General features: G+C 67.9%; 22 protein-coding genes. 9 read left to right on the plus strand and 13 right to left on the minus strand.

What is annotated here, in order from left to right; translation table 11 throughout:
- Positions 1 to 6: 6 nt before the first annotated feature.
- On the minus strand, positions 7 to 354 hold the full coding sequence (locus AC1DSZ_RS15820) for a hypothetical protein (protein WP_476839304.1): 348 nt from the start codon (positions 352 to 354) through the stop codon (positions 7 to 9).
- Positions 355 to 564: 210 nt separating this feature from the next.
- Between AC1DSZ_RS15820 and AC1DSZ_RS15825 the strand changes: the two genes are divergently transcribed.
- The gene (locus tag AC1DSZ_RS15825; RefSeq protein ID WP_476839305.1) at positions 565 to 861 is read left to right on the plus strand and encodes a hypothetical protein; all 297 of its coding nucleotides are present in this window, start codon (positions 565 to 567) and stop codon (positions 859 to 861) included.
- A gap of 90 nt (positions 862 to 951) precedes the next feature.
- On the opposite strand, the gene AC1DSZ_RS15830 is transcribed toward AC1DSZ_RS15825, so the two are convergent.
- On the minus strand, positions 952 to 1,554 hold the full coding sequence (locus AC1DSZ_RS15830; protein WP_476839306.1) for an LOG family protein: 603 nt from the start codon (positions 1,552 to 1,554) through the stop codon (positions 952 to 954).
- 134 nt (positions 1,555 to 1,688) lie between these two features.
- Here AC1DSZ_RS15830 and AC1DSZ_RS15835 point away from each other — a divergent pair, with 134 nt between their 5' ends.
- The 4 genes from AC1DSZ_RS15835 (at position 1,689) to AC1DSZ_RS15850 (ending at position 5,892) form a co-directional block, all read left to right on the plus strand.
- Entirely contained in the window at positions 1,689 to 3,044 is a 1,356-nt protein-coding gene (locus AC1DSZ_RS15835; RefSeq protein ID WP_476839307.1) for a LysM peptidoglycan-binding domain-containing protein, read from the plus strand.
- A gap of 123 nt (positions 3,045 to 3,167) precedes the next feature.
- Positions 3,168 to 5,099 carry an ABCB family ABC transporter ATP-binding protein/permease gene (locus tag AC1DSZ_RS15840; protein ID WP_476839443.1) on the plus strand — a complete coding sequence of 644 codons (1,932 nt, stop codon included), beginning with the start codon at positions 3,168 to 3,170 and terminating at the stop codon, positions 5,097 to 5,099.
- 62 nt (positions 5,100 to 5,161) lie between these two features.
- Entirely contained in the window at positions 5,162 to 5,500 is a 339-nt protein-coding gene (locus AC1DSZ_RS15845) for a nucleotidyltransferase domain-containing protein (protein WP_476839308.1), read from the plus strand.
- A gap of 14 nt (positions 5,501 to 5,514) precedes the next feature.
- Entirely contained in the window at positions 5,515 to 5,892 is a 378-nt protein-coding gene (locus AC1DSZ_RS15850; protein WP_476839309.1) for a HEPN domain-containing protein, read from the plus strand.
- 12 nt (positions 5,893 to 5,904) lie between these two features.
- Here AC1DSZ_RS15850 and AC1DSZ_RS15855 read toward each other — a convergent pair whose 3' ends face one another.
- The 5 genes from AC1DSZ_RS15855 to AC1DSZ_RS15875 all read right to left on the minus strand — a co-directional run bounded on the left by AC1DSZ_RS15855 (position 5,905) and on the right by AC1DSZ_RS15875 (position 9,305).
- On the minus strand, positions 5,905 to 6,138 hold the full coding sequence (locus AC1DSZ_RS15855) for a DNA gyrase inhibitor YacG (protein WP_476839310.1): 234 nt from the start codon (positions 6,136 to 6,138) through the stop codon (positions 5,905 to 5,907).
- The gene (locus AC1DSZ_RS15860) at positions 6,131 to 6,934 is read right to left on the minus strand and encodes an SDR family NAD(P)-dependent oxidoreductase (RefSeq protein ID WP_476839444.1); all 804 of its coding nucleotides are present in this window, start codon (positions 6,932 to 6,934) and stop codon (positions 6,131 to 6,133) included. The genes AC1DSZ_RS15855 and AC1DSZ_RS15860 overlap by 8 nt, the downstream gene beginning before the upstream one ends.
- 15 nt (positions 6,935 to 6,949) lie before the next feature.
- Complete coding sequence (locus AC1DSZ_RS15865; RefSeq protein WP_476839311.1) at positions 6,950 to 7,648, minus strand: Maf-like protein; 699 nt, start codon at positions 7,646 to 7,648, stop codon at positions 6,950 to 6,952.
- Between the two features lie 46 nt (positions 7,649 to 7,694).
- Positions 7,695 to 8,540: a CDP-diacylglycerol--serine O-phosphatidyltransferase gene (gene pssA, locus AC1DSZ_RS15870; protein ID WP_476839312.1), complete on the minus strand. Its 846-nt coding sequence runs from the start codon at positions 8,538 to 8,540 to the stop codon at positions 7,695 to 7,697.
- A gap of 66 nt (positions 8,541 to 8,606) precedes the next feature.
- Positions 8,607 to 9,305: a phosphatidylserine decarboxylase gene (locus tag AC1DSZ_RS15875; protein ID WP_476839313.1), complete on the minus strand. Its 699-nt coding sequence runs from the start codon at positions 9,303 to 9,305 to the stop codon at positions 8,607 to 8,609.
- 183 nt (positions 9,306 to 9,488) lie between these two features.
- Between AC1DSZ_RS15875 and AC1DSZ_RS15880 the strand changes: the two genes are divergently transcribed.
- A complete protein-coding gene (locus AC1DSZ_RS15880; RefSeq protein WP_476839445.1) occupies positions 9,489 to 10,427 on the plus strand; it encodes a ring-cleaving dioxygenase in 939 nt (312 codons plus the stop codon).
- A gap of 9 nt (positions 10,428 to 10,436) precedes the next feature.
- The gene (locus AC1DSZ_RS15885) at positions 10,437 to 10,586 is read left to right on the plus strand and encodes a hypothetical protein (protein ID WP_476839314.1); all 150 of its coding nucleotides are present in this window, start codon (positions 10,437 to 10,439) and stop codon (positions 10,584 to 10,586) included.
- 58 nt (positions 10,587 to 10,644) lie between these two features.
- Here AC1DSZ_RS15885 and glgX read toward each other — a convergent pair whose 3' ends face one another.
- Positions 10,645 to 12,828, minus strand: coding sequence for a glycogen debranching protein GlgX (glgX, locus tag AC1DSZ_RS15890; protein ID WP_476839446.1), 2,184 nt, complete (start codon positions 12,826 to 12,828; stop codon positions 10,645 to 10,647).
- A 214-nt stretch (positions 12,829 to 13,042) separates the two neighbouring features.
- On the opposite strand from glgX, the gene AC1DSZ_RS15895 reads away from it, so the two are divergent.
- Entirely contained in the window at positions 13,043 to 13,750 is a 708-nt protein-coding gene (locus AC1DSZ_RS15895; protein WP_476839315.1) for a metallophosphoesterase family protein, read from the plus strand.
- A gap of 18 nt (positions 13,751 to 13,768) precedes the next feature.
- On the opposite strand, the gene AC1DSZ_RS15900 is transcribed toward AC1DSZ_RS15895, so the two are convergent.
- A complete protein-coding gene (locus AC1DSZ_RS15900) occupies positions 13,769 to 14,047 on the minus strand; it encodes a hypothetical protein (RefSeq protein ID WP_476839316.1) in 279 nt (92 codons plus the stop codon).
- A 146-nt stretch (positions 14,048 to 14,193) separates the two neighbouring features.
- The gene (locus AC1DSZ_RS15905; RefSeq protein ID WP_476839317.1) at positions 14,194 to 14,886 is read right to left on the minus strand and encodes a cyclic nucleotide-binding domain-containing protein; all 693 of its coding nucleotides are present in this window, start codon (positions 14,884 to 14,886) and stop codon (positions 14,194 to 14,196) included.
- Between the two features lie 536 nt (positions 14,887 to 15,422).
- Between AC1DSZ_RS15905 and AC1DSZ_RS15910 the strand changes: the two genes are divergently transcribed.
- Positions 15,423 to 16,874: a porin gene (locus AC1DSZ_RS15910; protein ID WP_476839318.1), complete on the plus strand. Its 1,452-nt coding sequence runs from the start codon at positions 15,423 to 15,425 to the stop codon at positions 16,872 to 16,874.
- A gap of 171 nt (positions 16,875 to 17,045) precedes the next feature.
- On the opposite strand, the gene AC1DSZ_RS15915 is transcribed toward AC1DSZ_RS15910, so the two are convergent.
- From AC1DSZ_RS15915 to AC1DSZ_RS15925, 3 genes are read right to left on the minus strand one after another with little or no spacing between them, the layout of a single operon-like run.
- The gene (locus AC1DSZ_RS15915) at positions 17,046 to 18,158 is read right to left on the minus strand and encodes a glycosyltransferase (RefSeq protein ID WP_476839319.1); all 1,113 of its coding nucleotides are present in this window, start codon (positions 18,156 to 18,158) and stop codon (positions 17,046 to 17,048) included.
- Complete coding sequence (locus AC1DSZ_RS15920) at positions 18,155 to 19,567, minus strand: hypothetical protein (protein ID WP_476839320.1); 1,413 nt, start codon at positions 19,565 to 19,567, stop codon at positions 18,155 to 18,157. Before AC1DSZ_RS15920 ends, AC1DSZ_RS15915 begins: the two co-directional genes overlap by 4 nt.
- Positions 19,564 to 20,283, minus strand: coding sequence for an acylneuraminate cytidylyltransferase family protein (locus AC1DSZ_RS15925; RefSeq protein ID WP_476839321.1), 720 nt, complete (start codon positions 20,281 to 20,283; stop codon positions 19,564 to 19,566). Before AC1DSZ_RS15925 ends, AC1DSZ_RS15920 begins: the two co-directional genes overlap by 4 nt.
- Between the last annotated feature and the right edge of the window lies 1 nt (position 20,284).

Consider the following 20,284-nt stretch of genomic DNA (forward strand, 5'->3'; position numbering starts at 1 on the left):
GGCGCCTCAATCCACCAGCGTCAGCGTCTTGTCCTTGCAGACGTCCATGCCGGAGCCCGAGATCTCGATCTCGTCCGCGTAGCTGCCCAGGATGTCGAAGACACATTCGCCCTTCTTGGCCGGCACCGTGAGGACGATGCTCTTGCCGGAGGGCAGGGGCTTCTTGAGCAGGTTCTTGCCGCCCGTTTCGGCGCCGGGCGCCAGAAAACCGAGGCTCGTGATCGCGACCGTGCGCTTGTTCGTGACCGTGATCTTGAGAGCGCCGCCGGCCTTCGCCTTGGGCGCGGCCTCAGCGGCCGAAAGCGTTGCGATCGATAGTGCGGCTGCGCCCAGCAGCCCCAGCCAATGCTTCATGGTGTCCCCCGTGGCGTCTATCGCGCCTTCAGCCCGGCTCCAGCTTCAACCGCAAAGCAGAGCCCCGTCAACCTGCCGTGAAGCTCAAGCTTAGGGAATTGCGCGCCTAAGTTGAAGGGCGGGCTGTGACTCAAAATAAGGAACAATTGCGAGGGGGGTGCGTTCACTTGGCACGATCGAACAAGTCGAACGGTGTCTAGGAGGACAACAATGACCTACGATCCCAACAACGTCAACCGCCCGCTGACGGACGATACTCTGGCCCCGCGCACCGATGCGCCCGGCGCCTACAGCCGTCCGCCGAGCAATACGGGCGTCATCGGCGCGATCATCGGCGTCCTCGCCGTGGTGGCGGTCGTGTTCTTCGTTTGGCGCGGCTATGAGGGCGGCGACATGAACAACACGGCCCCGGCCAATCGCGGCGCGGCCACCAGCACGACCTCGCCTGCGCCCGCCCCGGCGGCTCCCGCCGCCCCGGCCGCGCCCGGCGCACCCCGCACGCCGTAACGGCGTCGCGTCCGCTCACAAGCGCTTCGCATCCGCTTCGAGGGCGGGAGAAGGGCGGTCGGCCGAAAGGTCGGCCGCCTTTTCCATGGCTCAGAAGCGCTCGACGACGAGCTTCTCGGCGCTCTGGTCTGGATGGGCCGCAGCGGCGGCCGCCTGGAGCATGGGCAGTATGTCGGCCGTGCGCTCGGCCACCAGGTAATTCACCTCGAACCCGGCGCGCACGAAGCCTTGCTCGCGCATGTGATCCAGCAGCGACAGGAACGGCCGCCAGAAGCCCGCGATGTCGGCCACCAGGATCGGCTTGCGATGCTGGCCGAGCTGCGACCATGTCATCTGCTCGACGAGCTCCTCCAGCGTCCCGACGCCGCCAGGCAGCGCCACGAAGGCGTTCGCGCGGTCGAACATCATCTGCTTGCGAGTGTGCATGTCCGGCACCACCACGAGCTCCTGCGCGTCGGCGATCATGAGTTCGCGCGCCCGCAGGAATTCCGGGATGATGCCGGTGACATGCCCGCCATGGTCCAGCACCGCGCGCGCCACCGTGCCCATCAGCCCGACATTGCCGCCGCCGTAGACGAGCCGGATCCCGGCCTCCGCCATGGCGCGGCCCAGATCCGTGGCGGCCTGCGAGAAGGCCGGGTCGGCGCCGTGGCCGGAGCCGCAATAGACGCAAATCGATGTAATCTCGGTCATCGGGTTATGTTGCACCGCACTTTCCCAGGGTCAATGCGAGCAATCGACGGACCCGCCTTCTCCATCTGTGCGCTATGCGCAGCGCCTTTGAATTGCTAGGGTTTATGGCGTGACGTGCGTTCAGGACGGGTATGATGGCGGTTTGGATCAAGGTTGTGGCGCTTGTCCTCGGGCTCGGAGCCCTGGGGGGAGCGCTCGCGCTGTTCGGATTGCCCACCAACCTCACCCGCAACGCCGATGCGCCGGCCGCCGTTCCGGCCCCGCCGGCGGGCCAGGCGCCGACCGCCAACACGCCGGTGACGCCAGCTCAGCCCGCGCCTGCTCCCAGCGCCGCCGCCCCTCAAGCCCCGGCCGCCGCCGGCCAGGTCGCAGCGCTTCCTGGCGCTGCCCCGGCGTCCGAGCCCATTAAGGCGCCGATGCCCGCGGCACCCGGCATGCAGGCGATCCCGGCCCCGCCGACCTTCGACATCGTCCGCGTCGAGCCCGGCGGAGACGCCGTGATCGCCGGCCGCGCCGTTCCGGGCTCCACCGTCGAGCTGCTGCGCAACGGCCAGCCGCATGACCGCGTCAAGGTCGACGCCACCGGCCAGTTCGCGATGACGCCGCCGAAGCTCCAGTCCGGCGCGCATGAGCTCACGCTCGCGATCACGACGCCCGACGGCAAGCGCCAGGTCTCGGCGCAGAGCGTCACCGTGTCGGTGCCGACCAACCCCAACGGCGAAGTCGTGGTCGCGCTCACCGCGCCCGACAAGCCGACCGAAATCCTGTCACGCACGCCGGCCGCCAACCCGGCCCCCAACGCCCCGCCCGGCGCAAACCCGCCCGCCAAACTCGCGAGCGCGCCGGCCGGGCCCGCCGCAGGCGCGACGCCGAGCGGCCCGCGGTCGCGCGTGCTTCTGTCCACCGTAGAGGCGGAGGAGGGCGGCAAGCTCTTCGCCACCGGCCAGGCCGCGCCCGGCGCGGCCGTGCGGCTCTACCTGAACGAGACCTTCCTGGCGACCGCGAAGGCCGGCCCGGACGGCCGCTGGTCCTTCACCATCAACAAGGGGCTGGAGCCGGGCGCCTACCGGGTCCGCGTCGACGACGTGGACGTGGACGCCAAGGTTCTGTCGCGCGCCGAGGCCCCGTTCGACTACACGGCCCGCATGGCGTCTCTCGGCAACGCCGGCGCGGTTGCGGCGGTTTCGGCGCCCGCTGCGGCGACGGCCGGCGCTCCCGGAGCGGGCGCCTCATCCACCGCGACGGATGCCTCCGCCCAGGGCGGCAAGCCCGCCCAGGTTGCCTCCGCGGATAGCGCCAACGTGGTCGTGCCCGAAATCCGCACCACCCTGGTGGCGCGCGGCGACAGCCTGTGGCGGATCAGCAAGAAGAGCTACGGCAGCGGCATGCGCTACACCGTGATTTACGACGCCAACCAGACACAGATCCGCGACGCTGACCTGATCTATCCGGGCCAGATGTTCGTGATCCCGGGCGACAAGAAGCCCTGAACCGCCGCCGACCCGTCCGCACGAAATTCCGCGCCCGCCGGGGCCGTCCCGCATAGGGTGCACGCGGGCGCGAACGGGCCTATATAAGCGGCGACCCAGTTTGGAATTGCTGCAATGAACGTCATGTCGCCGCCGCCGGCGCAAGGCGCGGCCTCCGCATCCCGTCCGGGCATGCAGGGCCGCGTGTCTGCCGGCAAAGGCAAGCTCACCGAAACGATCCGCGGCCTCTGGCCCTATATCTGGCCGTCCGACAGGGCGGACCTGCGGCGCCGGATCGTCTGGGCGACGGTGCTGCTGTTCGTCGCCAAGCTCGTCACCGTCGGCGTGCCGTTCACGTTCAAATGGGTCACCGACGCGCTCGTGCCGCCCGGCCCCAATGGCCCGCCCACCAGCATCCCGATCGCCTCGCTGGCGGCCGCCCCCATCATCCTGACGCTGATCTACGGCGTGGCGCGCTCGCTGATGGCGCTGCTGACCCAATGGCGCGACGCCATGTTCGCCACCGTCTCGATGCACGCCGTGCGGCGGCTCGCCTTCGAGGTGTTCGAGCACATGCACCGGCTGTCGCTGCGCTTCCACCTGGAGCGCAAGACCGGCGGGCTCACCCGCGTGCTGGAGCGCGGGCGCAACGGTATCGAGACCATCGTCCGCATGGTGATGCTGACCGGCTTCCCGACCGTGGTCGAGTTCGCGCTGATCCTCGGCATCCTGCTCTACCAGTTCGACTGGCGCTACGCGGCCGTCACGGTGGCGATGATCGCCGCCTACATGTTCTACACCACGAAGGCCACCGAGTGGCGCATCGCCATCCGTCGCACCATGAACGAGAGCGACACGGACGCGAACACCAAGGCGATCGACAGCCTGCTCAACTACGAGACGGTGAAGTATTTCGGCTCGGAAGAGCGCGAAGCCAGCCGCTATGACAAGTCCATGGAGCGCTACGAGCGCGCCAGCGTGAAGGCCTACATCTCGCTCGCCATCCTCAACGCCGGCCAGGCGGTGATCTTTACGATCGGCCTCACGGTCTGCATGGTGATGGTGGTGTCGGGCATCCGCACGGGCCGCCACACGGTGGGCGATCTCGTGATGATCAACGCCATGCTGATCCAGCTCTACCAGCCGCTCAACTTCATGGGCATGGTGTATCGCGAGATCAAGCAGGCCGTGATCGACATCGAGGCCCTGTTCGACATCCTCGACCGCTCGCCCGAGATCGCCGACCGGCCCGGCGCCAAGCCGTTGGCCGTGCCGTCCGGCGACCTGCGCTTCGAGGATGTCCACTTCGCCTATGTGCCCGAGCGGCCGATCCTGCGCGGCGTCACCTTCGAGGTGCCGTCCGGCAAGACGGTGGCGATCGTCGGCCCGTCCGGCGCTGGCAAGTCCACGCTGTCGCGGTTGCTGTTCCGGTTCTACGAGCCGCAATCGGGCCGCATCACCATCGACGGCCAGGACATCGCCGACGTCACCCAGAAGAGCTTGCGCGCCGCCATCGGCATGGTTCCGCAGGATACGGTGCTGTTCAACGACACCATCGGGTACAACGTCCGCTACGGGCGCTGGGAAGCCAGCGAGGAGGAGGTCCACAAGGCCGCCGCGCTGGCCCAGATCGACGGCTTCATCAAGTCGCTGCCGGAGGGTTACGAGACAAGCGTCGGCGAGCGCGGCCTGAAGCTCTCGGGCGGCGAGAAGCAGCGCGTCGCGATCGCGCGCACCATCCTGAAGGGGCCGCCCATCCTGGTGCTGGACGAGGCCACGTCGGCGCTCGACAGCTTCACCGAAAAGGACATCCAGGACGCGCTGGAGCGCATCTCCCGCGGCCGCACCACGCTGGTGATCGCGCACCGCCTCTCCACGGTCATCAACGCCGACGAGATCATCGTGCTCGACAAGGGCGTGATCGCCGAGCGCGGCCCCCATGCCGAACTCCTCGCCAAGGACGGCCTCTACGCCGCTCTCTGGAACCGCCAGCGGGAGGCGGACGAGGCTCGCGAGAAGTTGGAGCGCACTCGGGCAGCGGAGGGGCTTGTCGGGAAGGTTGGGGAGGTCGTTTAGCGCGCATCGGGCGCGACGGCTCGGATCATGCTACATTTCGATCCGGAGATTAGGCGCTTGCAATGAATGTGATCGACCGCGTCACGCGTTCAGCGACGGACAGATTTCTGGACCAAGCGCAGAAACGCTTTTCAGTGAGCCGGGCTGTGCTCTTTGGCAGCCGCGCCAGGGGCCAGCACGCTGCGTCGAGCGACGCAGACGTCGCCGTCATCATGACGGGCCCGCCAGCCGAATTCCTGCGAACGAAGCTCGCTTTGGCGGACATCGCGTTCGATGTCCTTCTCGAGACTGGGGTGCTGATCCAGCCCTTACCGATCTGGGAAGAGGAGTGGGATCACCCGGCCCGCTATCCCAATCCTCAGCTCCTGCAAAACATACGGCGGGACGGCGTCCCCCTGTGACGCGCGATGGCCTGATGCAAAAAGCTAGCGTTGCGCTCTCCTCCGCGCGGCTCTTGCTCGATGCTGACGATGTGGAAGGCTGTCTGAATCGCAGCTACTATGCTGCGTACGACGCCGCGAGAGCCGCCATGCTTGCGCTCGACGACGTGAATGGCGCTACTCACGCAAAAACCCATAGCGCACTAATCGCGTCCTTCGGACTGCGTCTCGTAAAGCCTGGAATGATGACCGTGGCAGCCGGCCGCATTCTGAACCGGCTCCATGAACTCCGGATGGTCGCGGACTACCGCGAGATTTACATCGATGTCCCAACCGCCCGCCAAGCGCTTGTCGATGCGGAGAGCTTCGTGAGCGAAGTCACCGCATGGCTGGGCAGGTCCCTCCAGCCATAAGGCTCGGCCACCTTAAACCTCCTCGTCTTCCTCGTCCTTCGGGTCCACCGGCACGGCGTAGACGCCGTTGAGCCAGCGCGACAGGTCGAGGTCCGCGCAGCGCTTCGAGCAGAAGGGGCGGTATTTCAGCTCCGCCGGCTTGCCGCACATCGGGCAGGCGCCCATGGTCTGCGGAGCGGGGTCGTTGGCGGGCTCGGGCAGGCCGCCGGGAACTTTGTCGTCGGGATTTCTGGTGTCGTCAGGCATATTTCAGGGTCAATCCGCCATCTACGATGAGTTCGAGGCCGGTGACGTACCGACTCTCGTCGCTGGCCAGGAACAGCGCCGCGTTGGCGACGTCCCAGGCTTCGCCCTGGCGGCCCATCGGCACCTGCGACGCGCGCTTGCGCCACATCTCCTCGACGTCGCCGCCCGAATAAGTCGCCGCGAGCCCGGCCGAATGCGCCACCATGGGAGTCTTCATCAAGCCGGGCAGAACCGCGTTCACCCGGATGTTTTGGGCGGCGTACTGCACCGCAGTGGTCTTGGTGAGGTGGTTCAGCGCCGCTTTGGAGGCGTAGTAGGACGCATAAGGCACGCCCGTCCAGCGCAGCGACGCCACCGACGAGATGTTCACGATGGAGCCGCCGCCCTGGCGCTCCATCACCGGGATCACGCGCTTCATGGTCAGGAAGGCGCTCTTCAGGTTCACGTCGAAAACGCGGTCCCACTCGGCTTCCTCGAGCTCCACGACGCCGCCGACCTCCGCGATGCCGACATTGTTGTCGAGCACGTCGATCCGCCCATAGGCCGCCAGCGTGGCTTCCACCATGGCGTCGATGTCGGCCAGCTTGGTGACGTTGGCCTGCAGGGCGATCGCCTCGCCGCCTTCGGCGCGGATGAGCTCGGCCGTTTCCTCGGCGGCCGCAAGGTTGATGTCGGCGCACACCACCCGGGCGCCCTCGCGCGAGAAGGTCACGGCCGTCGCCTTGCCGTTGCCCCAGCCGGGGCCGATGGAGCCTGCGCCCACCACCAGCGCGGCCTTGCCCTTCAGACGATCCACCATGGATGATGCTCCCTAGACGGCGTTCAGCCAGGACATTTGCACCGGATAGCCCTCGCCGGTGAGTAGCGCCACCGTTTCATAGAGCGGCAGCCCCACTACGCTCGAATAGGAGCCGACAAGCTTGGTCACGAAGGCGCCGGCGCGGCCCTGCACGGCGTAGCCGCCGGCTTTGCCGCGCCATTCGCCGGAGGCCAGATAGGCTTCGATGTCCTGTCGCGACAGGTGCTTGAACGAGACGCGCGTCTCGACGAGCCGTTCGCGAAAGCCTTCCTTCGGGGTGACGACGCACAGGCCCGTGTAGACGCGATGCCCTCGCCCGGAGAGGAGCCGCAGGCACTGTGCGCCCTCCTCCACGTGCTCAGGCTTGGGCAGGATGCGGTTGCCGCGCGCCACCACGGTGTCGGCCGCCACGATGAACGCGCCCTTGATGTCGTCGCGGCTCTTCAGCACCGTCAGGGCGCGCTCCGCCTTCTCGCGCGCCAACCTCCGCGCCAGCGCCTTGGGACGCTCGCCCTTCAGCGGGCTCTCGTCGAGATCGCTGGGCAGCAGCGCGTCGGGCTCGACGCCGATCTGCTGCAGCAGCGCCAGACGGCGCGGCGAGGCGGACGCCAGCACGAGCTTGGGCCGCCAGTCTTTCGCCTCACCAGCCAAGGAGATCTCCGGTCGTTGTGCGGCTCCGGCCGCTTCGGGCCGGGACCGTAGGGCAATCATGATGGGTTGTGAACCGAGCCCCGGCGCGCGGTCGGGGCGCCGGCATTCAGATCTCGCCGGCTTCCGGCGCCGGCGTCGGCTCTGGCGCCTTGCCGCGCGCCTCGGCCCGCTCGCGCGCCCGGTAGCGCGACACGCCGAGCGGGATCAACGCGAGGTAGACCAACGTGATCACGAGCAGCAACAGGAAGGTGTGGATCACCAGAAGCGTAATGAACAGCGCCACCGCGAGCAGCAGCGGGATGGCCCACTCCCGTGGCACGCGGCTGCCCAGCGTCTTGCCCGCGTAGGTCGGGATGCGGCTCACCATCATCAGCGCGATGAACAGCGCGTAGACGGCCTCGAGAACCACGAAGCCGGCGGGCCGGTCGATGCCGACGAGGTGGATGTAGATCGGCAGCAGGCCCGCCAGCGCGCCGGCCGGGGCCGGGATGCCGACAAAGAAGTTCTTCTGCCAGTCCGGCCGCATCGGGTCGTCGATCATGACGTTGAAGCGCGCCAGCCTGAGCGCCGCCGCCATCGCGAAGGCGAGCGCCACCAGCCACCCGAGCGACGGGATGTTGTGCAGGCTGTAGGTGTAGAGGATCATCGCCGGCGCGACGCCGAAGCTGACGAAATCGGCCAGCGAATCGAGCTCCGCCCCAAAGCGGGAGGTGCCCTTCAGCAGGCGCGCCAGGCGCCCGTCCAGCCCGTCCAGCACGGCTGCGATCAGAATGAACACCACGGCCCGGTCGAGCTTGTCGTCGCCTTCGATCGCGAGCCGCATGGCCGTGAGGCCGGCGCACAGCGACAGAAGCGTCACAAGGTTCGGCAGGAGAACGCGCAGCGGCACCGGCTGGAACCGGCGGCGTCGCGGCTCGTCGCCGGGCTCATAGGGAGGAAACAGGTCGGTCATGCGCGGCGCAGCATAGAGAACCGGCGCGGGAAGGGGAAACGGCTTTCCCGGTTCCGCACCGCCGGTTCAGATGGCCGCGAAGCTGCGGGCCGGATCGGCCGCGCGGGCGTCCGCCAGCACGGTCTCGCCCGCCACCGCCTTCTGGCCCTCGCCCACGAGCGGGCGCACGCCTTCGGGCAGGTACACGTCGACGCGCGAGCCGAAGCGGATCAGGCCGAAGCGCTCGCCCACCGCCAGCGTCTCGCCTTCCTTGACGAAGGGCACGATGCGCCGCGCGATCAGCCCGGCGATCTGCACCACGCCATAGCGCCCGCCCATGCTGTCGATCACCATGCCGCTGCGCTCGTTGTCGTCGCTGGCCTTGTGCAGTTCCGCGTTCAGGAACAGGCCGGGGCGGTAGACCATCTTGGAGATGCGACCCGACACCGGCGCGCGGTTCACGTGGCAGTCGAACACGTTCATGAAGATGGAGACGCGCGTCAGCGGCGTGTCGGAAAGGCCAAGCTCGGACGGCGGCACGCAGGCCACGATCTGCGAAACGTGACCGTCGGCCGGCGAGATCACCAGCCCCTCGCGCACCGGCACCGTCCGAACCGGATCCCGGAAGAAATAGGTGCACCAGGCGGTGAGGATCCAGCCGATCCAGCCCAGCGGTCCCCAGATCCAGCCCAGGATGAGCGCCAGCACGGCGAAGCCGGCGATGAACGGCCAGCCCTCCCGATGGATCGGCGTGGCCTGGGCGCGGATGGAGTTCACGATCGACATGCGAAACGGCTTCCCTGTGATGCGCCGGCAGTTGTCACGCGCGGGCGCGCGCGGTCAAGTCGGAGGGACGACGCACGCTGCGCTTTGCACCCGCGCAATGCCGCGCCCCTGTCGTCTTGCGCCGGAGCGCTTATCTTGAGCCTCAACGATGCGCGGACCACCCGCGCCGCGAGGACCCCCGCCATGCAGCTCACCGGCATCCACCATCTCACGGCCGTCACGGCCGACGCCGAGGGCAACCACGATTTCTACACCCGCGTGCTCGGCCTGCGGCTCGTGAAGAAGACCGTGAACCAGGACGACACCAGCGCCTACCATCTCTTCTATGCAGACGCCGAGGCGTCGCCCGGCACGGACATCACCTTCTTCGATTGGCCGGTCGGGCCCGAGCGCCGGGGCGCGCACAGCGTGTCGCGCACCGCGTTCCGGGTCGGCGGCGAGGAGAGCCTGCGCTGGTGGCTGGCGCGCTTCGACCAGCACGGCGTTGCGCATGGCCCGCTGGAGCAGCAGGACGGGCGGCTCACGCTCGAATTCGAGGACCCCGAGGGCCAGCGCCTCGCCTTGGTAGACGACGGCGGCGCCGGCCTGGCGCATCCGTGGGATCGCAGCCCGGTCCCGGCCGCGCATCAGATCCGCGGCCTCGGCCCGATCACGCTCAGCGTGCCGGACGTCGAGCCCACCAAGCTGGTGCTGGAGCACGTCATGAACATGCGCCATGCCCGCATCTACAAGCGCGGCCCGCACGCCGTGCACGTGTTCGAGATGGGCGAGGGCGGCCCCGCGGCTGAGCTGCACGTCGCCGAGCAGCCCGACCTGCCGGAAGCGCGCCAGGGCGCAGGCGGCGTCCACCACGTCGCGTTTCGCACGCCGGACGCCGAGCAGTACCAGGCCTGGGCGGCGCGGCTTCGCGAACTTCGGATCCCGTCAAGCGGCCCGGTGGATCGCTTTTATTTCCAGAGCCTCTATTTCCGGGAGCCGAACGGCGTGCTGTTCGAGATCGCAACCGATGGGCCGGGCTTCGACTCCGACGAGCCCAAGGAGACCCTGGGCGAGAAGCTTGCCTTGCCGCCCTTCCTGGAGCCGCGCCGCGCCCAGATCGAGGCTGGCCTGAAGCCGCTCTAGGAGCCCGCGATGGACAAGATCGTCGCCGCCGTCGCGATGGTGGCCTGTCTGGCCCTCGTGGGCCGCGGCATGGGGATGCGCCCCATGCTGCTCGCCGCGGCGGCGGGGCTCATCCTGGTGGTCGCCGTAGTGGGCCTCGAAAGGGCAGGGGTTTTCTGAACCTGGCGGCGCATCCCGTTTCCGCTGACGAGAAACGGGACGCGCCGCGCCGTTCGGCCTAAGCCGGCCGCTTCTTCGCCGGCCGGAGCTCCAGCACCAGCAGCGAGCGGCCGGTCACCTGGTAGGCGTGGCCGAGCGGCAGGCGCTCCTCCTCGTCCTCGAACTCGGTGACGTTGGTGTCGACCAGACGCCGCCAGTCGCGGCCGCCCGCCACCTCCGGCAACACGAACTCCACCACGTCGTGGTGGGCGTTGAGGATCAGCATCAGCGTGCGGTCGCTGCCGCGCTTGCGGATGCCGGAGGGCTGCGCCCGGCCGTCCAGAACAACGCCGAAACAGCGGGCGTTGCCGTCGTTCCAGTTCTCGGGCGTCATCTCGTCGGCCGTGGGGGTGAGCCAGGTCACCTCCTTGATGTCCATCTCGGCGTTGTAGGCGCCGCTCAGGAACCGTCCGCGCCGCAGCATGGGCTGCGACTGCCGGATGGCGATGATCTGGCGCACGAACTCGGTCAGCGCCTTGCCTTCCGGGGTGATCTTGTCCCAGTCGATCCAGCCGATCTCGTTGTCCTGGCAGTAGGCGTTGTTGTTGCCGTTCTGCGTGCGGGCGAACTCGTCGCCGGCCAGCAGCATCGGGGTGCCCTGCGAGAAGATGAGCGTAGCCAGCATGTTGCGCATCTGGCGGAAGCGAAGGTCCTTGATCTCGGCGTCGTCGGTCGGCCCCTCGACGCCATGGTTCCAGGACAGGTTGTCCGAGTGGCCGTCGCGGTTGTCCTCGCCGTTCGCCTCGTTGTGCTTCTCGTTGTACGAGACGAGATCGTTCAGCGTGAAGCCGTCATGGGCGGTGATGAAGTTCACCGAAGCCCAGGGCTTGCGGCCCCGCTTGTTGAAGAAGTCGGCCGAGCCCGTCATGCGCGCGGCGAGCTCGGGCAGCTTGCCTTCGTCGCCCTTCCAGTAGGCCCGCACGGTGTCGCGGTAGCGGTCGTTCCACTCCGCCCAGCCGGGCGAGAACCGCCCCACCTGGTAGCCGCCGGGACCGCAGTCCCACGGCTCGGCGATCAGCTTGACCTTGGCGAGCGTCGGGTCCTGCCGGCATGCGTCCAGGAACCGGCCGTCCTCTTCGAACCCGTGCGGCTCACGCCCAAGGATGGTGGCGAGGTCGAAGCGGAAGCCGTCGATGTGCATCTCCTCGGCCCAGTAGCGCAGGCTGTCGGTGACGAGCTGCAACACCCGCGAGTTGGAGAGATTGACGGTGTTTCCGGTGCCGGTGTCATTGATGTAGTAGCGCTTGTCCGGCGCGAGCCGGTAGTACGAAGCGTTGTCGATGCCCTTGAACGACAGCGTCGGCCCGAGCTCATTGCCTTCCGCCGTGTGGTTGTAGACCACGTCGAGGATCACCTCGACGCCGGCGTCATGGAAGTGCGCCACCATCTCCTTGATCTCGTTCACGAAGGGCGAAGCGAGATAGCGCGGGTGCGGCGCGAAGAAGCCGATGGAGTTGTAGCCCCAGTAGTTCCGCATGCCTTTTTCGACGAGGTAGCTGTCGTCCACGAAGGCGTGGATGGGCAGCAGCTCGACGGCGGTGACGCCCAGCCCGCGGATATATTCGATGACCTCGTGCTGCATCATACCCGAGAAGGTGCCCCGCAGGTCGTCCGGCACGGCGGGGTGGCGCATCGTGAAGCCGCGCAGATGCGCCTCGTAGATGATGGCGCGGTCCCAGGGCGACTGCGGCCGACGCTGCGATCCCCACGTGAAGGCGGGGTCGATCACCCGGCACTTCGGCATGAACTTGGCGCTGTCGCGCTCGTCGAAGGAGAGGTCCTTGTCCGGGTGGTCCAGCGTGTAGCCGAACAGAGCCGGGTTCCAGGTCAGCTCGCCGTCGATCTGCTTGGCGTAGGGGTCCAGCAAAAGCTTGTTGGGGTTGAACCGGTGGCCGGCCGTCGGCTCGTACGGGCCGTGCACCCTGAAGGCGTAGACGGTGCCGGGCCGGGCGTCCGGCAGGTAGCCGTGCCACACCTCGTCCGTGTACTCGGGCAGCTCGATGCGCTCGAGTTCGGTCTCGCCCGAGATGTCGAACAGGCAGAGCTCGACCTTGGTGGCGTTGGCCGAGAACAGGGCGAAGTTCACGCCCAGGCCATCCCAGTTCGCGCCCAGCGGGAACGGCTGCCCCTCCCTCACGCGGGACTTCTTCATCACCTGCGGCGCAGCCTGCGACTGCGCCGTCGCCGGCTTCGGGCTTTCCATGTTCATCGTGGCCTCGATCGGGGGAGGGGAAAATCGTGTCGCTCAACGCGCCAGAAGGCGAGAAGCTCCACGGCTTCGGCCACGTTTCGGCGCCCGTTTGCGCAGGCCTGTGGCCCGCCGTTTACGGCCGTGGTAGCGCTGGTGCCGCGTCGCAACCTGGCGGGCGGATTCGCCTCCGCGCCGATGGCCAAAATACAGAGACTGCTGCGCCACAATGAACCATGCATCGCCGAGACTGCCGCCGGATGTTCGGATCTACGCCGTGGGCGACATCCATGGCCGGTCCGATCTCCTGGACCTGATGCTGGCCTTCATCGACGACGACCGCCGACGCCGTCCCATCGGGCAGGCGATCGAGATCTTCCTCGGCGACTATGTGGACCGCGGGGCCGACAGCCGGGGCGTTATCGATCGCGTGATCCAAAGGGTGGTCGGCAAAGGAGCCGTCTGCCTCAAGGGCAACCACGAACAGATGATGGAAAGGGCGCTCGTCGACGCGGAAGCCTTCGCGTTCTGGCTCGGGGTCGGCGGACTCGAGACCACGAGGTCCTATGGGGCGCCCGCCGGCCGGGGCCGAGACCGCGGGCAGCGGCACTTCGCCCAGGCGGTTCCGGGCGAGCATCTCGACTTCCTGGCCTCGCTGAGGACTTCTACCTCCGTGGGCGGCTATTTCTTCGCCCATGCGGGCGTGGCGCCGGGAATACCGCTGGCGTCACAGCACAGTCGCGACCTTCTCTGGATCCGCGACACGTTTCTTTATTCGGATGAGGATTTCGGGAAGATCGTGGTCCACGGCCATTCGCCCGCGCCGGCGCCGGAGCGCCGTCGCAACCGCATCAACGTCGACACCGGCGCGTATTTCTCGAATCGGCTCTCCTGCGCCGTGCTGGAGGGCGATGGCGTCGTGTTCCGCAGCACCTGACCGGCGCTGCGTGAGGGCTCAGTACCGCGCCGAAATCACCGCTGGATAGTAATGCGGCCGGGCGACCGGCAGGGGATGGTTGTAGAGCACGCCCGCGTGGTTGATCACCGGGATCGCGACGTAGCGCGCGCGGATGCGGTAATCGGGATAGACCGGCGGCGCGGGCTCATACAGCACGAGCGCCTCATCCGGCCCGGTGACCGGCACGCGCCCATAGAAGGGGTCGCCCGCCTGGGCCGCTCCGCCAAAGGCGACGATCGCGGTCGCACAGATACCCACTCCGACACCCAACCTCATGGCGATCTCCCCTCGCAGTATCGACCAAACCTGCGTCGATCATGCGTGCGGGAACGTGAGAGCGGAATGAAAGTCTCAGCCGGGCGCCCGGCAAGCTGCCGAAGTGGTGAACGGAAACTAACGAAGCCGCATGCGCGCGGCCGCGCTCAGGCGGCGTTGCGGGTTGCGTGATCGAGCTGCGCGAAGGAGCGCAGCGAGGCGATGTCGCGCACCAGCACCTCCTTGCGGCGAATTTCGACGCCATAGTCCTTGAGTTGGACGAAGCCCTTGGCGAGGTGCTCGGGCGTGGTGCCGATATAGCTCGCGAGGAGCTGCTTGGAGATGGGCAGCTTCACCCAGCACCCGAGCCGCTCGGGCTGTGCGGTTTCGGCAAGCCATCGCGCCAGCCGTTCGGCCGCGCTGCGCAGCTTCTGATCGGCGAGTGCAGCCTGCGCCCGGCCGACCTGCCGAACGATCATGCTGGTGACTTCCCGCGCAAACGAAGGCTCGCGGTCGTAGAGCGCTCGGAGCGTATCGACCGGGATCACCAGCAGCCGCGACCTTGCACAGGTCCGGATCGCGTGCGGGGAGGGCTCGTCACCTAGCGCCGACCACAACTCGAGCAGGGAGCAAGGGCCATGCAACTCGACCGTGCTCTCGCGCTGGCCGGTCGTCACGACGGTCTCGACCCGTCCTTCCAGCACGCCATACACGAAGCGAGGCGTCGATCCCTGTTCGCTCACCACAACACCGGGCGGAAACCGCTGCGGAAACGCGCCCGCGAAGGCCGACACGGCCGCTGAGCCGGACATGGGGAAAAGGAAGTCGACCATTTCGGCCACTGACGATTCGTCGCTCAATGCTGTGGTCCCCACGAGTCGTTCGCGCACGGAAAACGATAGCAAACATATATCAAGAAACAAACAAGACTTTGATAGGCAATGATCCCTCGCCGTCGTCGGTCGCCCTGCGATCGCGCTGCTGATCAAACGGCGTAAGCCCACGGCGGATTGCAGCCGAAAGGCGGCGATAATGGGGTCCAGCAAGTCGTTTCAGCCCCGATCACCAGTAACGCGAGCCGTTCCCGCAGCCCTGAGTGGCGCTTTCGGGGCATGCTGCGTTCGATGCAGAAATGCAACAACGACTTCCAATCGCAGGGAGAAACCCGCGTTAGATTGGGTTTGGAGTTGTTGCAACCATAGGTCGTGCTACTTTCCGACTCGCTCGACCGAGAGGGGGGCTTCCTCTCTGAGCACGAACCTGGAGCGGCGCTCGGCAAGTCTAGATCTTGCCAAATGCTGGCCAAAAAAATCGAGACCTCCGCTCTGCGTGTGGTTTCGCCGATAGACCTTCGATCACGGCGTACCCGTACAGGGTGGAAGCCAAGGAGCTGAAAATGAACATCAAGACGAGGCTGCTGATGGCCACGGCGGCGGGCATCGCCACCGTGTCCGGCGCTCAGGCTGCCGATCTGCCGTCCAAGAAGGCCGCGCCGGTCGAGTACGTTCGCGTTTGCTCGACCTTCGGAGCTGGCTTCTTCTACATCCCGGGCACCGACACCTGCATTCGCATCGGTGGCCGCGCTCGCTTCGAGTACCAGTACGGCGAGCCCTTCGCCCGCAACGACGCCACGACCGGCTCGCGCACGACCGGCCGTATCTACGTCGACGCCCGCACGGCCACCGAGTACGGCCTGCTCCGCGCCTACGTTCGCTACGACATCTCGCGTCGTATCGGCCAGATCTACTCCGGTTCGGCCATCCGCGTCGGCACCGCCTTCACGGGCACGGGCGTTGATTACGCCGGCCAGGCTCAGACCCAGGTCGACCTCAACCGCGCCTTCGTTCAGTTCGGCGGCCTGACCGCTGGTCGTACGCAGTCGTTCTTCGACTTCTACGGCGGCGATCTGGAATACGTCGGCACGACCGCTGGTTCGTCGCTGACCACCAACCTCCTCGCCTACACGGCTTCGTTCGGCGGCGGCTTCTCGGCCACCCTGTCGCTCGAAGACGCGCAGGAGCGTCGCTCCGGCCTGAACGCCGGCAACTTCCTGCTCCCGGGCGGCACGGTCGTCGGCACCTACGGCTACACCGGCGACTCGATCCCGGACGTGGTTGCCAACCTTCGCCTCGACCAGGCTTGGGGCTCGGTGCAGCTCTCTGGCGCTCTGCACCAGATCCGCGTCGGCAACATCGCCACGACTGGCGCTTCTGTCGGCACCAACGCCAACTCGCCTGACTCCGAGTACGGCTTCGCGGTGAACCTCGGCACGAAGATCAACCTGCCGATGCTCGCCCCCGGCGACACCCTGTACCTGCAGGGCACGTACACCAAGGGCGCTCCGTCCTACATCCTGTCGAACCCCTTCGGTCTCGGCAAGACGGCGTGGAACTTCGGTGGCACGGGCGCGATCATTCCTGACGCGTACCTCGTCGGCACCGGCGCCATCGGCGGCGTCGCTACCTACGACATCGAGAAGCCCGCGGTTTGGGGCCTGACGGCCGCCATGCTGCACTACTGGACCCCGACCATCCGTCAGGCGTTCCTTGCTTCGTACATCAAGAGCGATGCTCCTGGCTCGGCTTTCGCCGCGTTCGGCACTGCTCCTGGCGTCGGCGCCGGCACCGCGTTCTCGAACCGCGCTCGCGACCTGACCTACTGGACCCTGGGCACCAACGTGACCTGGTCGCCGATCAAGGATCTCGACATCGGCGCCGAGGTCAACTACATCCACGCCAACGTCAGCAACGGCCTGAGCCAGACCTTCGTCGGCACGGACCCGCTGGCCCGTTCTGTGAAGAACGACTCGGTGTGGAACACCCGCCTGAAGATCCAGCGCGACTTCTGATCCGTCCTTTAGGACTGGTCTGGGACCCCGGCGTTCGCGCCGGGGTCTTTTCGTTTGGAGGAAGCGATGGGCGCGCCGCATACGAAGCGGCGGCGCCGGCCGGGCGTGTATGATCACGCCGGCTGCGGCTTTGTCGGTTGGAACGGAGCTGGTTTGGACCCGCAGGTCCGATCAGGAAGCGACGGGCTCGCTCAGCGCCAGGGCGGCGATCTCGCGCAGAAAGCGCTCCACCGATCGTTCGGCCGCGCGGTTGCGGATGCACGCCGCGATCGCGTCGTAAGAGCCTTCGAAACACAGGCGCTGGGTCGCGTCCGCGAGAGCCTCGGCGTCGACCCGCGCGGCGACCATGCCGGTGAGCCCGTCCTGCACCTGCTCGGAGAGCCCCCCGACAGGGGTCGTGACGATCGGCAATCCGGCCCCGAACGCCACGGCGGCCACGCCGGATTGGCTCGCTTCGGTATGCGACAGCATCACGGCGTCGAAGCGCGGCAGGATGGCGGCTATCTCGTCGTCGCCGAGCCAGCGGTTCACCAGTTCGCCGCCAAGCCGCCCGATGCGCTCCACCTCCGGGCCGAGCGGACCCTCGCCAAAGACGCCGAACTCCACCGCCATGCCGCGACGCCGCAGCGCCTCGATGGCGTCCAGAAAGAGCGGCAGGCCCTTGTAGGGCAGGATGCGCCCAAGAAAGAGCAGCCTGACCGGCGCGCCTGGCCGCAGTGTCCGGATCGCGGGCTCGCCCGCCAGCGTCAGGTCGGGATGAAACAGCGTCGTGATCTTGGCCGCCGGCGCCCGGCGGGCGTCGACCAGGCGTTTTGCGACGGCGTTGCTCAACGTAATGACGTGATCGGCCAGCGGCACACACAGGTTCATGATGGCGTTGGCCGCGCTGGTCGGATCGCCGGGATGCGCCTGCGCGTCATGCACCACCGTGATGTAACGCGCGCCCGCGCCACGCGCCGCCGGCATCGCGAGGGGCGACCAGACATGGGGCATCAACTCCACGACGGCGTCGATCCGCTCGCGTCGGACCAGCGCGGCGACCTGCCGGCGGATCGCGAACGCCCGCCACAGCGCCGCCGCCCCGGCGCCGCGCCTGAACGTCTCGACGGGGTGGAGCCGCGGCCCAAGCTGTTTGAAGCGTTCGAAGATTTCGTTCTGGCTGGATACGCTCACATGGACGTCGAGGACGTCGGATGTTTGCGCCGCACGCCCGAGCTCCAGGGCAAGGTTTGAGATCGGCCCGCGCCGCCCCCAGTAGGTGAACAGGACGCGCGGCGCGCTCACGCGGCGGCTCCGGCGAAATCGCGCAGGGCGCGCATGATCTCGGCGACGGTCCGCTCGGCCGAACGGCCATCCAGCGGTTCGAGGTGCTCGGCCCGCAGCGCTGCGCGCTCGGCGGCGTCACGGGCGCGGTCGGCCAGATAGGCCGTGATCGCCGCGCCGAGTTCGTCGATGCTCGTCACCTTGCGCACCCCGCGGGTCGCCATCACGGCCGCATAGTGCTCCATGTCGTAGCGCCGCGACGGCCGGTCATGGAAGGGCAGGCTCTCGTCCTCGAACGCCACCGCGATGGCGGGGGTGTCCAGCGCCGCCGCATCCAGCGAGATCGTTCCGGCCGACGACACCACGCAGGCGGCGTGCCGCACGAGATTGGCGAGGCCGGCGAGGTCGCCCATGCCGGGCTTCTCGACCACGACGTCCGGGCGCTTCTCCAGATCGCCGAAGCGCTCGGCCGCCTGCGTCTCGTTGGGGTGGCAACGGATCCAAAGCGTCACGTCGGGCCCGAACACGCCGCGCGCATTGGCGTCCGCGATCCAGCGGCACATTGCGGGCTCGTGCGGGCCGAGCCGCTCCGTGTAGGCGCCGACCAGGATGTAGCGCCGCCCGGGTGGAAGGCCGACCTGTCGCAGAAAGTCCTCGCGCCCGACATGCGCCTCCGGCCGGGCGTAGATGTCCATCTGCGGCCAGCCGACGACGACGCAGTCCTCGGCCGAAACGCCATGATGCTCAACGAGATCGCGCACGACGTTGCGGCTTTGCGCGAGCATGCGGCGGATGCCCGGAACCAGCGGGCCCTTGGTGGTGGGCTGGTCCCAACTGCCGTTCACGCCCAGGATCGGAACGCCACGCTTCAAAGCCTCGAGCACGTAAGGCGCGACGAAATGGTTCTGGCAATGCGCCAGCACCACCATGTCGGGCTTCTCCCGATCGAAGAGCTCCACGGCGCGCGGATGCCGCTGCCAGCCGGCCCAATAGAGCCGGCCGAGCCCATCCAGGAGACCGCGCGAGCGCGGGAAGGGCTTGTCCAGGAACCGCAGCACCGGCAGCCCCTCGCGCAGCGCCGGCTTGCGCATGGCCCACGACTGCGCCAGCCGGTCCTGATGTCCCTTGAACCCACGCACCGCGTTGAACCGGTGCGTGAGCACGAGATGCAGGCCGTAGCCGGCCGTCAGCAGCGCTTCGGCGGCGCGTTCGCGCCAGTTCCGCGGCGCTCTCAGAAAGCGCACCATGGGCTCATGCGTGATCTGCGGCCCCAGGGCGGCGAGCCGCGCCGCATCCGCATCGTTGCGGGTCGCCAGGATGGTGCGCAGGCCCGGCTCCTCCGCCAGCCGATGCGCCACGTCGGTCGCCACCATGTTGCGCGTGATCATGTCGAACGGCGACAGAACCAGAATGGTCGCCGTCCGGCTCATGCGCGTTCCCCGGCCAGCGTCGCGGCCGCGAGCGGGAAAACGGCCTCGGCCAGCATCAGGTCCTCGGCGGTGTCGATGTCGATCGACCGAAACTCATGCATGGGTAGCGCCCGAATGTGCGGGCCATAAAGCTCGCCGCCCAGCAGCGTCGCCGTCCGGGACAGCAGGATGGCGGGGCCGTTGCGCGCGAAGAGCCGCTCCTTCTCCTGCCGGCGGAACTTGCGCGCCTCCGGCGGAGCGCAGAACTCCAGGCGCCCGTCGGCCGTCTCCAGCATCAGCGAGGTCGGCGAGAACGGGTGCGGCACCGGCACGACGGACACCACCGTGTCAGCGCCTGTCTCGACCATCATCGCGATGGCGCGCGCGATGTCGGCGGCGGCGCGAAGCGGGGAGGTGGGCTGCAGATACGCGACCGCGTCATAGTCTGCGCCCTGCGCCGCTAGCGTCTCGATCGCGTGCACGATCACCGGCAGGGCAGGGGTGGCGTCCTCGGCCAGCGTGGCGGGCCGCATGAACGGCGTCTCGGCGCCCGCCCGTCTCCCAGCCTCGGCGATCGCGGCGTCATCGGTGGAGAGCACGGTGCGGCTCACGGCCGGGCACGACAGCGCGGCCTCTATCGTCCAGTCCAGCAACGGACGCCCGGCCAGCAGGGCCAGGTTCTTGCCCGGCAACCCCTTGGAGCCGCCGCGGGCTGGGATGAGCGCCAGAACGCGCATG

The organism is Alsobacter sp. P4_H11 (assembly GCF_056400925.1).